This is a genomic window from Allolucifera butyrica, assembly GCF_900476375.1.
GTDB classification, from domain to species: Bacteria; Bacillota; Negativicutes; order Sporomusales; family UPPP01; genus Lucifera; species Lucifera butyrica.
Genome location: NZ_UPPP01000060.1, coordinates 1 through 13,938, shown reverse-complemented (window position 1 = coordinate 13,938; position 13,938 = coordinate 1). Strand labels below are relative to the sequence as shown.

The 13,938-nt window shown below is 42.0% G+C and carries 13 protein-coding genes; 10 read left to right on the top strand and 3 right to left on the bottom strand.

Annotated features, from left to right (window positions below; genetic code table 11):
• Positions 1-315: 315 nt before the first annotated feature.
• The gene (locus tag LUCIF_RS05420; RefSeq protein ID WP_122626862.1) at positions 316-1,458 is read left to right on the top strand and encodes an efflux RND transporter periplasmic adaptor subunit; all 1,143 of its coding nucleotides are present in this window, start codon (positions 316-318) and stop codon (positions 1,456-1,458) included.
• Between the two features lie 247 nt (positions 1,459-1,705).
• On the opposite strand, the gene LUCIF_RS05415 is transcribed toward LUCIF_RS05420, so the two are convergent.
• Together LUCIF_RS05415 and LUCIF_RS05410 are read right to left on the bottom strand one after the other, a co-directional pair.
• Positions 1,706-2,326, bottom strand: a complete 621-nt coding sequence (locus tag LUCIF_RS05415) for a YukJ family protein (protein WP_122626861.1) — start codon at positions 2,324-2,326, stop codon at positions 1,706-1,708.
• 407 nt (positions 2,327-2,733) lie between these two features.
• A complete protein-coding gene (locus LUCIF_RS05410) occupies positions 2,734-3,564 on the bottom strand; it encodes an exosporium glycoprotein BclB-related protein (RefSeq protein ID WP_122626860.1) in 831 nt (276 codons plus the stop codon).
• Positions 3,565-3,723: 159 nt separating this feature from the next.
• Between LUCIF_RS05410 and LUCIF_RS05405 the strand changes: the two genes are divergently transcribed.
• Positions 3,724-4,653: an arginine deiminase family protein gene (locus LUCIF_RS05405; protein ID WP_122626859.1), complete on the top strand. Its 930-nt coding sequence runs from the start codon at positions 3,724-3,726 to the stop codon at positions 4,651-4,653.
• Between the two features lie 79 nt (positions 4,654-4,732).
• Here LUCIF_RS05405 and pdxR read toward each other — a convergent pair whose 3' ends face one another.
• Positions 4,733-6,127: a MocR-like pyridoxine biosynthesis transcription factor PdxR gene (gene pdxR, locus LUCIF_RS05400; RefSeq protein WP_122626858.1), complete on the bottom strand. Its 1,395-nt coding sequence runs from the start codon at positions 6,125-6,127 to the stop codon at positions 4,733-4,735.
• Between the two features lie 197 nt (positions 6,128-6,324).
• Here pdxR and LUCIF_RS05395 point away from each other — a divergent pair, with 197 nt between their 5' ends.
• From LUCIF_RS05395 to LUCIF_RS05360, 8 genes are all read left to right on the top strand, one after another.
• Positions 6,325-6,702, top strand: coding sequence for a pyridoxamine 5'-phosphate oxidase family protein (locus tag LUCIF_RS05395; RefSeq protein WP_122626857.1), 378 nt, complete (start codon positions 6,325-6,327; stop codon positions 6,700-6,702).
• Positions 6,703-6,992: 290 nt separating this feature from the next.
• A complete protein-coding gene (locus LUCIF_RS05390; protein ID WP_207857043.1) occupies positions 6,993-7,754 on the top strand; it encodes a helix-turn-helix transcriptional regulator in 762 nt (253 codons plus the stop codon).
• A 70-nt stretch (positions 7,755-7,824) separates the two neighbouring features.
• Positions 7,825-8,715: a DMT family transporter gene (locus LUCIF_RS05385; protein ID WP_122626856.1), complete on the top strand. Its 891-nt coding sequence runs from the start codon at positions 7,825-7,827 to the stop codon at positions 8,713-8,715.
• A 138-nt stretch (positions 8,716-8,853) separates the two neighbouring features.
• The gene (locus LUCIF_RS05380; RefSeq protein WP_122626855.1) at positions 8,854-9,417 is read left to right on the top strand and encodes a flavin reductase family protein; all 564 of its coding nucleotides are present in this window, start codon (positions 8,854-8,856) and stop codon (positions 9,415-9,417) included.
• Positions 9,418-9,665: 248 nt separating this feature from the next.
• The gene (gene rsgA / locus LUCIF_RS05375) at positions 9,666-10,745 is read left to right on the top strand and encodes a ribosome small subunit-dependent GTPase A (protein WP_122626854.1); all 1,080 of its coding nucleotides are present in this window, start codon (positions 9,666-9,668) and stop codon (positions 10,743-10,745) included.
• A gap of 121 nt (positions 10,746-10,866) precedes the next feature.
• The gene (locus LUCIF_RS05370; RefSeq protein WP_122626853.1) at positions 10,867-11,853 is read left to right on the top strand and encodes a Gfo/Idh/MocA family protein; all 987 of its coding nucleotides are present in this window, start codon (positions 10,867-10,869) and stop codon (positions 11,851-11,853) included.
• 296 nt (positions 11,854-12,149) lie between these two features.
• Entirely contained in the window at positions 12,150-12,644 is a 495-nt protein-coding gene (locus tag LUCIF_RS05365; protein WP_126720577.1) for a hypothetical protein, read from the top strand.
• Positions 12,645-13,192: 548 nt separating this feature from the next.
• On the top strand, positions 13,193-13,938 hold a 746-nt coding region (locus tag LUCIF_RS05360), incomplete at its 3' end, for a reverse transcriptase domain-containing protein (protein ID WP_243638692.1).

Genomic DNA, 13,938 nt, shown 5'->3' with positions numbered 1-13,938 from the left:
AACCGCGTTCGCACTTTGAGCCCGGAGGCAGTTTGGCAAAATTCCTATCCCCAATAGGATAAGCATACACACCGGCCCGATAATCCAACGCGTAAAAATAATTGTCTTTTGCCGCCGGCGGCTGTTCTCTATTTTTTGGTTATTACGCGCTTCGTATAAAATATGCATTTAGCCACCTCTCCTCAAAATTTGCAGCTTTGCAGCGTTTTTTACCTTCTCATTTTCCAACTAATTCTATCTATTGTCAACACTTGACGTAAAAAGTGAAAAGTGGGAATATAGTAACTGTTAGTCTTGATGCCGGAGATGACATGTATGGAGAAAACGGTTCAGCCATATCGCCCGAATACGACGCTAACTGCACGCCTACTCATTATTGTGCTGGGGTTGGCCGCCTGCTATAATCTGTTTCCTTTTACCTATTGGCCCCAGGACGTTTCACGAGCTCCCGTTAACGTCACTGCCGTACCGGTAGGTACCTTGAATAAGCCAATACGGATTGAACGGACCGGTTCGGTAGAAGCTTCGGCCACCCTGCCGATACATAGCGAATTTTCCGGCCTTGTCAGTGAAGTCTACGCAACAGAAGGGGAAGCAGTCAAAGCGGGACAGCCGCTGCTCAAGCTTCAGGGGGCTTCTGTATCGTCTGGGGACAATGAAACTCCAGCTGCGGCGGCAGATCAAAAAACGGGTGTTGTTCAACAATTGCAGAATCATTATAACGATGCTTTAAAAGAGTTTGACCGTTATCAACAATTGTATAAGTTGGGGGCTATTTCACGACGGGAATTAGAAAATGCTAAAACCCGCTTACAACAAGCGCAAGAAAGCTTGAATAAGAGTCAGAACACTATATCTCCCAATGCCAATAAAACAGCGTTTAATGGTTCCGTCACGGTTAAGGCCCCCGCAAATGGCATCGTGACGGGGCTGTCAGTCGGTCCGGGAAAATCGGTACAGGCCGGGCAACAGTTGATGGTGCTGGGAAGTGGTCAAAGGGTAGAGATTGTCGTTCATCTTGACCAAAATGATCTGTATCTGGTCCATTTGGGGACTACGGCTGCAGCGGAAATATCAAACCAGTCTACAATGGGACAGGTCTCCAGTATTTATCCGGAAGTTGCAGGAACTCAAATTGCTTCTTTTTTGGCTCATATTAAATTTACAAAGAATCCAAATGAAATGTTGCAACCCGGTATGCCTGTAAATGTTCGTATCGACACCGGCCAGTCGGCAACAGTTCCCGCAGTTCCTACCATCTCAGTAGTCCGGGACAAGAACGGACGGAGTTTTATATACGAAGCCGTGAATGGTATAGCTGTCCGGCAAGAGGTTAGTATTGGTGAAACGATTGGAGATTTTACGGAAATTACATCGAATATACCTCAAAATACTATGGTTATAACCAGCAATGTTAATCAAATAAAAAATGGCGATGCGGTCGCAGTAATGCAATAGGATCCCCCGAAAGCACCATACGGGACAAGTTGGAAAACATGAAACATCTTCTTACTTAAAAAATATCTCCATGCGTCCGTCATAAAGAATGCTTTTCTAAAAAGAAACTCCTGAAAATGGGCGAATATGCCATTTTCAGGAGTTTCTTTTTCTTCTTGGAATGTTTTTTAGAGTGACGAGTAGGGACGTTCCTAGTGACGAGTAGGGACGTTCCTTATTTATCATATGCATCCCTTTGTTTCTGAAGTTAGATTAAATCAAATGACTGGGTTTGAAAGGCCAAAAAAAGGGCTATCCATTGATTTTTACTAGGAAACTGAATGAAAAGTCCACCATCTTGATAAGGACCGTTATCATTTTCAAATTTTCCTTTGTTTCCCTGATTCATATGAATATCATGTATTCCATTTCCTGGCTTAAAGCCAAAATATTGGTCACGGCGTTGTTCTGGGCCCCACTTTTGTCCAAATGCATAGATTAGGGCGTCACTTGTCCGAATGGCTAAGTCAATGTATTTTTCGATCAGCCCAGCTAATTCATTATCCGGTCCAATAATATGATGAGCCGTCTTCATTTTGTGATAATCAAAAAGATTGCCGCGTAGATAGTCAAGCGCTAAACTATTTGGCTTGCTTTCTAAAGCTGTATATCCTGAAGGTAGATTTAAAAAGCTGGATAGAATGTCATGTTTAAAATTCTCATCTATATAGTATAGTAATTCTGGGGGAGATTGTTGTGATTTTACATTGATTGCAATTCGGTAGTCATAATTATCATCCACCACATGAACCTCAAAATGAGATGTATCAGCTGCATGCATTCCTTTGAGCGGCTGGCACTTGAGAACCCCATATTCTTTTATCGGCATAAAATCATCTCCTCATATTATAAGGTAATTTTTTAAGGGAAATACCTTTTCTTGAATTTGTTACATTTTACACTATTTTACATTTAAAGGCGATGTGTAAAATATTTATCGAAATATTCCATCGTTTTAACATGAGAAGACATAACAAGTTCCTGACCAATATGTAAGATTTGGCAGGTGTTTTGTTTTTTATGGAAATAAAAGTTTGTTGTAGACGTTTTGAGATAAACGGGAAATGGTCATAGTTCTTCAGAAAATAGGAAGTACGATTAATAGGGAGGGAATAAGAAACGACACCTGTCTGGCATCAAAGATGTCCGGCAGATGTCTTACAGGCTTGGTCTTTTAAAACTGGCTGGATAACGAATGCTGAAGGAAGAAGAATGTCGGAAAGTAGATTTTTGCCTTTAAATAATCGTAACACCTGCGCTTATATAACCCACAACAGTATTGACTAATGAGAGCCCTGCCGCTGTAGCGAAAACCACAAGCAAAAGGCGGGTTTGCGATGTTACGGGAATTGACAATCCGGTAAGCGCGCCATTGCTTACAGTACCAAGATTTACTATACCCGTAAGAGCTGGACTTAACGTTACAGCAGTGCCGGCAATTGGCGAAAAAGTATTATCCGGTGTAGTTGAACTGTATAGTTGCGCGGTAATTGTTACTGTTGTTCCGACAAGACTCAACGCCGCAGTAGTACTAAAGTACGCTGCGATTGACGTGATAGTCCCGTCGCGGGGCATGGAAAATGCAAAGTCAAGTATTATTCCTGTAGCACCAGTCAGGTCTATTATTGACCCAAGACCAGTAAGTGAGGGAGCTGAGGATCCAAAACCAACAAACCCGGCAGTGCCAGCTAATCCACCCGCAATGGTAGTCAGTGCAACGGTATCGCCCGAGGCGAATGGGATAATTGAACCGTTACCGGCAGCGCCAGTAGCGCCAGTAGCGCCGGTTACGCCGGCAACGCCGACAGCGCCGGTAGCGCCAGTAGCGCCGGTTACGCCGGCAACGCCGGCAGCGCCGGTAGCGCCAGCAGCCCCGGCAGCTCCAACTGCTCCGGCAGGTCCCTGCGGTCCGACAGGTCCCTGTGGTCCAGCAGGTCCGGGAGGCCCAGGCGGTCCTACTCCTACAATAATGGCAGGGTCACAATGATGATGGTGATGATGTTGCCGCTCTTCTTCTTCCTCTAAAGTGCTTTCTTGTGACTTTAAATCATCATCAAGGTTGCTCATGGAACCACCCCCTGATTAAATTGGTTTAGCTGTTAAGGAAGAAATTACATAATATTATATGTGATAATAACGGTATGTGCTCCTGCGATTTTGTCACTGGGTTTAAGGCTATACTATTAATAATTCAAATATAGGTATAGGAAAAGGCGGAGACAACCCATGAACACATTGCCTTATGGAACGGAACACTTTGGCAGGCTCAAAACGGTAATGTTACACAGACCCACTCATTCGATACAAGAGATCAACTCCGTTACGATGGGGTACTATCTTTTCGATGCCATTCCCAATCCGGATCATTATCTGGAAGAACACGACAACTACCGTAAACTGCTGCAGGCGCAAAAAGTTTTAACCTTGGAATTGAGCGATAACGTACATAATAACAGGTCTCTCATGAATACCTTAGCCAGTTTGCCTTATCTACACGATAGTTCCGTAATATCAAATAGAGGGGCGATTATATCACAGATGGGAGGGGGCCGGCATGGGGAGGAGGTTGTCGTTCGGGAAGCTCTGACTAATCTTGGTGTGCCTGTCGCGTATGAGTTTTCCCCAATCGACCATTTTGAAGGATGCCTTATTTTACCGGGGAATATCCTGCTAATTGCCTGTACCGAGCGCCATCGCCGTGCATCAATCGAAAAATTTCTGCCGGTTGCAGTGTCTTTGTTCACGGAAGTCATTTACGTTGAATGTCCTAAAGCCCGACGGTTCATGCATGCGGACATGGTATACGGGCAGGTCAGTGATTCTATGGCATTAGCCTTTCTTCCCGCCTTCTTAGACGTATACAGTATTACTTCTAAAGAAACTAGGGCTATTGATTTTATAAAACATATGTCTAAAAAAAATATAGAAATAATAAATCTTTCCGATCAGGAACAAAAAACCTGGGGATGCTCTTTCGTACCGCTGGAGCCCAATTTGCTCATACACTACGATATTGCTCTTTCTGCGCAAACCCGCAAAGTTCTTCATTCAAAAGGAGTTGAAATCATAGAGGTTCACCCTAACGCCCTTCTGGCAGGCGGGGGAAGTCTTCGTTGTCTGACTTTGCAACTATTTAGGGAGGGAAATGCGGGGTAATTTTAGAACAGTTGTGAATAATCCACCAACCTTACTGCTTCTTGCTTCCCCTTTGGAGGTTTGTTTTTGGGATAGTCTCTTAGATTTCCCAGGCTTGCGATAATAGCTCAATACCCTTATCCAATTCATCTGGACTCATGCTGCCAAAACCCAGAAGTACCCGTGGGGGATACTGATTATTGGATTGATATGTATCAGATATAGGCAATACCCGGACGTCTTTCTCCCTGGCGCGAGTAATGAGATCGTTCTCGTTAAAACGGCTATTGGTTAACTCTAAAACAACATGGAGTCCTGCCCCTTGACCTAGAATCTTCGCCCGGTCACCAAAATGACTTTCAATAGATCGAATGAGAGCATCGTGTTTCTTTTTATACATTGTTCGCATCTTACGAAGATGTTTCTCCCAATATCCCTGCTTCATAAATTCATACAGAACTTTTTGTTCTAATAATGAAACGGTAGATGCGTAATTACGGAAAAGATTGTGATATATACTAAGAAAGCGATAAGGCAAAACCATATAACTTATTCGCAGAGCAGGAGACAGAACTTTGGAAAAAGTGCCTATGTATATTATATTTCCGCCGGGATGCAAACCTTGTAAAGCAGGAATTGGTTTTCCATGATATCTAAGTTCACTATCATAATCGTCTTCAATAATGACTCCCTCAACGGTTTGTGCCCAGTGAATCAACTTTAGCCTATTCTCTACAGGCATGACATTTCCTAGTGGAAATTGATGGGAGGGTGTAACATATACAGCCATACTATTGGTTTTCGTTAAACTGTTTAAGCTAATGCCGTCTGAGGTTACCGGAATGGGATTAATGAAAAATGAATAGCTTAGAAAAACGGATCTTGGAATCCAGTGACCAGGGTCTTCGATGGCTAGTACGGAATGGGTGCCTCGCAATATTTGAGCTATAACGGATAAGTTATCCTGGAGACCGCAGCATACGACAATTTGCTCAGGATTACAAGAAACACCCCGAAAGCGTTCCAAATATTGCTGAATCATACAGCGTAGTTCAATCTCTCCTTGAGGGTTGCTGTATAAAGTAAGTTGTTCCGTATTTTTTTGTAAGCATTCGTTCAATAGTTTACGCCAAACTTTACTGGGAAAGCTGTCTGGTGCGAGAGCTGCCGGGTGAAAATCAAATGAACATGGTTTTTCATCTTCAAAAGGCTGTTTGCTGGTTAACGGATCTTGAGAAGGACAAGGGATGAATTCTTGGTTTAGTGATGAAATATAATATCCACTTTGCGGCTTGCTATAAATAAAACCTTCTGTATTTAATTGCTCATAAGTATACTCCACGGTATTACGGCTTATTGATAACTCTGAGGATAATTGTCTAATGGATGGAAGTTTGCTATGTGGAGGCAGCTTACCGGATAAGATTTGATTTTTAATCTGATCATAGAGTCTAACATGCAATGGCCGACGGTCATTGTTGTTTAATATAAGCATTATATACACCAGCGCTTCTTATTATTTCAGAGTTGAACTGTCGTCATTATATCGAGGCAAAATAAATACTGTCAAGGTTATCACCAAAACTGACCCCCTTTAATTTTAAGTAACTGTCTCTGTTGCTAGGGGCAGATTGAATATATAATAGCCATATCCAGTATTAAAATTTAACTTTTACGAAAGGAAGTATTATTGTGCTGAACGAAAAATTGCTTGCCATTCTATCTCATCCTGTAGACGGGTGCGTATCCATTGTTACTAACGGTGTCGAGGGTCCTCATTTAGTTAATACCTGGAATAGCTATATTGAAGTAACTGCGGATGACAAACTGCTTATTCCAGCTGCTGGCTTTGTCAAGACGGAAAAAAACCTTTCAGCCAACAATGAGGCAATTCTATCTATAGCTAACAGAGAAGTCGAGGGGTATAAAGGGACTGGAACAGGCTTTATAGTAAAAGGGACCACGCGCTTTATTAAAGCGGGTGAAGAGTTTGACCACATGAAGAAAAAGTTCCCATGGATTCGTGCAGTTCTGGAAGTAACAGTAACGTCTGCAAAACAAATGCTGTAACATCAGGGTAGTCATTACGTTTCAAGGCCGGTGAACCGTCACTGCGTCTTTAAGAATGAATAATAAACTTCTGCCAAGATATGTAGCATTTGGCAGGAGTTTTGTTTTTTATGGGAAATAAAGGTTGTTGTAGACGTTTTAAGATAAACGGAAAGGGTCAGAGTTCTTCGGAAAATAGAAAGTGCGATTCATACTGCTTCTTACCTGTGCTTCCTAAATGAAAGGAAAGTGTTTGAATCTTGAATATATCAGGCAAAGATTACATGAGCTGTATTGAACAAGACAGATATATGGAATTTAGCAGAAGCATTATTGAAGGCGTGGAAATCAAGCGATGTAGAAACAACCCCCATGCTTATAAGCCTCATGTCCATAAGGAACTTTCATTAGGGTATATCGTAGAAGGATCCACTGGCTTAACAATGAACGACAGAACGATCCATTATGAATCAGGTGATGGTGTCATTATACCACCATTAATGACTCACAGATGTGCGCCGAATGATATCAATCACTGGGTATATGTTATGTTATTTATTGATCCCGGTTACTACAGCGATGTAGTAAGTTTTAGTCAAGCAAAAAAATTAACAGGCAATCAAGCCCGGCAATTAATTGGCTTCATTGAACAATTGCTAATAGAAAAGATTCCAGACACATTGGAAAATATACTGATTGAGTTATTGCTGGAGTTTGGAGAAAAAGGCACTATAGAAACTGCTGCTGCAAATACAAGTGATAGCGTCCAAACGATCCATGATTATATAGTAAATCACGCGAAGGATGATATAACATTAGATAAGCTTCAGCAAATATCCGGGTTAAATAAATTTTCGATAATCAGGAATTTTAAGAAGCTATATATAACCACACCTGCTGCATACCATTTACAATATCGGGTTGCTGAAGCAAAAAGGCTATTAAGTAAAGGCGCAGACGTATTTGATATTTGTGAGGAATTGAGATTTTATGATCAAGCCCATTTAATTCGGGAATTTAAAAAAATGTATGGTATTACGCCAGGGACATATATAGAGCAATTAAAGAGGTAGTGTCAATTTTATACAATACAACTCCTTATTATTCAGCTAATCTGGACTTAGCAAAGATAAGGAGTTTTCTATGAATAGAATTAAATTAGTGCTTGTTATGATTATATGGGGGAGCTTGGGCGTATTTACAAGATCCATCCCATTGTCCGCTTTAAGCCTGGCTTTTCTGAGGGCATTCATTGCACTGCCGGTTCTTTTTATTGTAATGAAAATGAAAAAAGCAGATAAGGTGAAATGGCAGCTTTTAATGCCCTATCTTATTTCAGGGGTATTACTGGGTTTTGGCTGGTTAACTTTGTTCTATGGGTTCAAGCATACGAGTATCTCATCTGCTGTTATTATCTACAATATGTGCCCGGTATATGTCATGATATTTGCACCACTGGTATTGAAAGAGACTATCTCAAAGATTCAAATTGCAGTGATTTTCATCTCATTTCTTGGTCTCTTTCTGATTGTTGGCCATAATTTATCAGAAGGTTACGGATACATGGGGCTGGTACTGAGTGCTATTTCAGGGATGCTTTATGCAACCATTGTGCTTATTAACCGCAGCATAAAAGTCAGGGTGGATAATCAAACGGCCACCTTTGTGCAAATACTCACAGCGATGATTGTATTGCTGCCATTTGTATTGATTGATGGAAATATATTTACGGTGGTAAACTTGGATGCCATGGCAGTTATATATGCCATTCTATTGGGTATATTACATACAGGTGTGGCTTATACCATATTCTTTTCCCTCTATGAACATATGAAATCTGTTGAAATAGTGTCCTATAGTTTCTTAGAGCCTTTATTCGGTATTTTATTCAGTGTGATCTTTATTGGAGAAACATTAACATTCGCTCAGATTATTGGCGGGATTTTGATTTTGGGTTCAAACTATATTGGGGAAATGCTTAAGGATAGAAAATTATCTATAGAAAAGAATTCGACTCAAATTAAAGCTAATTGAAGATGTTAGGCCTTCTTATTATCAGGAGAAATATTTAAAGCCGCTTGGGCGGAATATAGAGTGTCGAAATTGAAAAGCTAGCTTGCGCAACGGTTATCTAAGAAATATAATATAGTCCGCTACAACAGGAGGGATTATATGAAAAAGATCAAAATGCAAAACAGGCCATCCGGTCCTTTTCCAACTATACTTGTAGGAGCGGATGTCAACGGCAGGCCCGATTATACTACCGTTGGCGCGTGTGGGGTAGTAAGTATGGAACCGGTGCTTTATATCTCGCTCAAAGACACCCATCATTCAACCGGAGGAGTCAAGGAGAACGGGTATTTTAGCGTTAATATCCCGTCTGCGGATTTGGTGCAAAAGACCGATTTCTGTGGAGTAGTGTCAGGAAAAACCGTCGATAAGTCAGGTTTGTTTACCCCATTTTATGACGAACAGGGGAAGGCACCGATGATAAGCGAGTGCCCAATAAACATACTCTGCAAAGTCATTCAAAGCATGCCGATGTCTGGTTTTGAAATGTTTTTCGGGGAGATCGTTGCAGTATATGTAAGTGAAGATTGTCTAAAAGATGGCCAAATTGATCCTGAAAAAGTCAACCCAGTTATGATGATGTATCCTTATTACTTTGAATTAGGTCAAAAGATAGGCACCATTTATCAAGATGGTTTGAATTATAAAAAGTCTCTAAATACATAAACGTTCCCCGTTCTCTTGACAACCCAGCGGGACAAGGAGACCTCTCCCCGCATCCCTTAGTGCTTTAAGATTCAATACGTTTGTGATATCATCAAACTGTAATATAGAATCTGGTTTTGGAAGGAGTTGTTGTTTTATGTTTAATAATAGTACAGTGGAGATTGTAAGAAAGCGGGAGGTGCATACAAAATAAATTAATGTATATACCTCCCAAAAGTTACCTTTAAAAACTTTTGGAGGATATAAAATTGAGTAAAATAGATATGGAAAATATAGGACTCAGCCAAAGGTTTATTACGGAGTCTACTTTATATTCGGGTTTTTATATCGGGCGTGTCATTTCCCAATACAAAGACCTATACAAGGCAGTAACAGAGAATGGCGAGTTAACAGCGGAAATTTCCGGAAAGTTTCGTTTCGATGCAAAAACTTTATCGGATTATCCGGCAGTAGGCGACTTTGTTATGCTTGACCGAAATGAGGATACCGGTGGGAATGCAATCATTCATCATGTTCTGACGAGGAAAAGCGCCTTTGTTAGAAAGGCGGCGGGAACATCGAATGATGAACAGGTTGTAGCTTCAAACATTGACACGGTGTTTATCTGTATGTCGCTTAATAATGATTATAATCTTCGCAGAGTAGAACGGTATCTTGGAATTGCCTGGGATAGTGGGGCAGTCCCAGTTATCGTTCTTACTAAAGCTGACTTATGCGATAATCTTCCCCAAAAGCTGTTAGAACTTGATGCGGTTGCCTGTGGGGTTGATGTGCTTGTTACTTCGAGTTTGACTGCGGATGGATGCATATCTGTCCAAAGCTACCTTGGCAGTGGCAAAACCATCGCATTTATCGGATCATCTGGTGTTGGTAAGTCGACCTTGATAAATAAACTCATCGGCCAAAATGCTCTTCAAACTCAAGATATAGGGAACGATGATAAAGGCAGGCATACTACGACCAGGCGAGAGCTAATTGTTATTCCGAGTGACGGCGTTGTTATTGATACACCGGGAATGAGGGAACTCGGGATCGAAAGCGCAGACCTTACCAAAGCCTTTGCCGATATTGAGGAACTATCAACAAAGTGCAAATTTCACGATTGCACTCATGCTGGTGAGCCAAACTGTGCAGTACAAAAAGCCATAAACGACGGCTTGCTGTCTGCAGACCGGTTTGCTAATTATTTAAAGCTGAAAAAGGAAACTAAGTATGCGGGCTTAAATTCAAAGCAGATTGAGAATGAAAAGATTACCGCTATGTTTGCGAAAATGGGCGGAATGAAAAATGCGCGAGAGTTTATCAAAGCGAAAAGCAAAAGACGGTGAGGTTTTGTCCGCCGGAAATAAAATCCGATGACACTTAGAGAAGAAATAATCCGGTAACTGCGGTCGCCGGATTATTTTATAATTTGCTCTAAAGATAATTACGGAAAGCGGGGATACTGTTATGCTAAGGTTTGCAGTGATAGGAACCAATAAAATAACAGATAAATTTATAGAAGCAGCTAAGTTATGTAAAGGGTTTGAACTTATAGCAGTATATTCCAGAACAAAAGAAAGGGCAGTACAATTTGCCAGTAAACATAAGGCTGTATTGGTATATGATGATCTTGAAGAATTAGCAGCAAGTAAAGAAGTGGATGCTGTTTATGTGGCCAGTCCCAATAGTTTACATGCGGAGCAATCAATTAAAATGCTAAGGGGTAAAAAGCATGTACTATGTGAAAAGACCATTGCTTCAAATAAAAAAGAACTGGAAGCAATGTTGAAAGCCGCTAAAGATAATGGTGTTATTCTTTTAGAAGCAATGCGTTCTGTATTTGATCCGGGATTTAAAACAATAGCAGCAAATATGAGTAAGCTTGGAACGATTCGCAGGGTTACCTTTCAATATTGCCAATACTCTTCCCGATACGATAATTTTAAGCAAGGCATTATTGAAAATGCATTTAATCCGGTTTTTTCAAATGGGGCGTTGATGGATATTGGAGTATACTGTATTCATCCGTTACTTAAGCTCTTTGGGATGCCTAAAAAGATTTGGAGTAGTGCCGTTATTCTGGAGAATGGAATAGACGGTGCAGGAACGATTATGGTTAATTATGAGGACATGCTAGGAGAGTTAATTTATTCCAAAATTACGAATTCCAGATTGCCAAGTCAAATTCAAGGGGAAAACGGCTGCATGATTATCAAAGAAATATCGGACACAAGAGAAATTACTATTATTTATAATGACGGACAAAAAGAAGATATTTTAATCTCTAAGCATGACAACAATATGTACTATGAGGCAGAGGAATTTATTCGATTGATTCAGACTAAGTCAAATGCGCAGGAACATAATCAATATTCTCTCATGCAGCTTAGCATTATGGATGAAGTACGAAACCAGACGGGAATTTCATTTCCGGCAGATTTCACTAAGAAGTGATGGCTGAGTTCGGTGCTTGATTTTCTATCGTCAATAAACTCGGCCATCATTATGTAGAATTCGGCAGGAGTTTTTATTTTTTATGGGAAATAAAGATTATTATAGACATTTTGAGATGAACGGAAAGTGCGATTAATAGAGACCGTACGTGTTCCTTCTGAAAGCATGGGATGTCAAGAACCCCGTGGGACAATGAACCGGAAAACTAAAGTAAAGGAGCGTCTTAATTGGTAACAGCCCCTACTCCTCCTACTAACCCAATACCTCCAACAGCTCCTACTGTTGCGCCGGTGACTATGAACACATCGGCTAATTCGGCTGCCCATGCTGCTTCGACACCGGGAAATACTGTTAGTCCCGAAAAATCAGCCGTTGGCAAAGAAATTGAGGGGGTAACAAAAGCATTTCAAGGGACGGCAACACAGCCTCCCTACGGTAATAAACAGTCTCCTACTGCCAGAACCCAAAATCAGATGCCGGCGAATACCCAAACGCCACCTGTAGTGTCTCCAAATACGCAAGAGAGGACATCAACTACAACAGCTGTCCCAGTTAATCATCAAGTTCCGGATAATAAAGTGCCTTATTCGGGATATCTCTGGTTCATGGTTGTTGTGGTGGCCGTTGCCGCCGTAATGTTAGGGATCCGACTATATCGGAATAGCCAAAAGCGACCACGCGCCACTGATAATTTTGGCAAAAATAATATTTTAGACGATGAACCCGATGCCGATGTAGTGCAGCAGAGTGCGGCACCAAAGGTCAAAAGTAACTTTGAAATTCGGGTTTGACGGTTTTATGGATAAGTGGGGACTTCCATGTCCCCGAAGTAAAACTGAGTCGAGGAACCGTCCCGTGCGCCAAGAAGCGCACGGAGTATAGCGGGTGGGAATCCCGTCTGGGAAGGTCTAGCCAACCACCCGGTATCCAGCCTTGGGACTGAAGCGGTAACGCCAGGTCTAAGCGTAGGTAGGAAAGGTAGTAGGCCGAAAGCGAAAGCTGAAGATGTAGAATCCCGAAATTCCTAATGGGAATGGTCGATGCATGGGACGAGCAGAAGACAACACTGGGCTTAGCGATAAAGGCAAGTTAAGTTTGGCGCCCCGGGATCGAAGGTCTTGGCATGCTACACACAGTTACTCCGTGAGAACTTGGGAGACCCTGTTGCTCTCCGGAAGGAGTATGGCCGACAAGTTGAAGACGAGGAAGCCAAATAGGTGGCAGGGAGTCGGATTACGTAGTAGTACCAATGAAGCAGGGTAATGCCTGCGGAGGGAAGGACGTAAGATAGTAGTGCCCTTGGCAAGGGAAACAATGCTGCACTGGAGGCAGGAAGCCATTGGAAACAAAACTGAAAAGGATAGCCGAGTTAGCCAAACGAAGACCGAGAGTCAAACTGCAAACCCTCATCCATGCCATTGACGAGGAAAGCCTGAAAGCAGCTCATAATGCCCTGTCAGCAGACAAAGCAGACGGCGCTGACGATGTAACCAAAGAAGACTATGGAGAAAAGCTACAGGAAAATATTACCGACCTTCTAGCGAGAATGAAGCGGCAAGCGTACAAGCCGCAACCCGTAAAGAGAGTCTACATCCCCAAAGCTGATGGCAAGAAGCGACCGCTAGGAATACCCGCCTATGAGGACAAGCTGGTGCAGAAAATCCTGAACGAAATCCTGACAGTCATCTACGAACCGGAATTCCTCGACTGCTCCTATGGATTCAGGCCAGGGAGAAGCTGTCATGACGCCTTGAAGGAAGTGGCCAAAATCCTGGAAAGCAAGAAAGTCAGCTATGTAGTGGATGCGGACATCAAAGGATTCTTTGATAATGTTGACCATGAGTGGATGATGAAATTTCTGCAAGAGCGAATCCAAGACCCAAATCTATTGCGACTGATACAACGTTTCTTAAAAGCCGGGGTCATAGAGGCAGGAGTAGAATACGAGACAGACACAGGAACGCCGCAGGGAGGAGTCATCTCCCCCACGCTGGCGAATGTATATCTACACTATGTACTGGACTTGTGGTTTACGGTAAAGATAAAGCGGGAATGCAGAGGCGAAGCCTACCTAATTCGGTACGC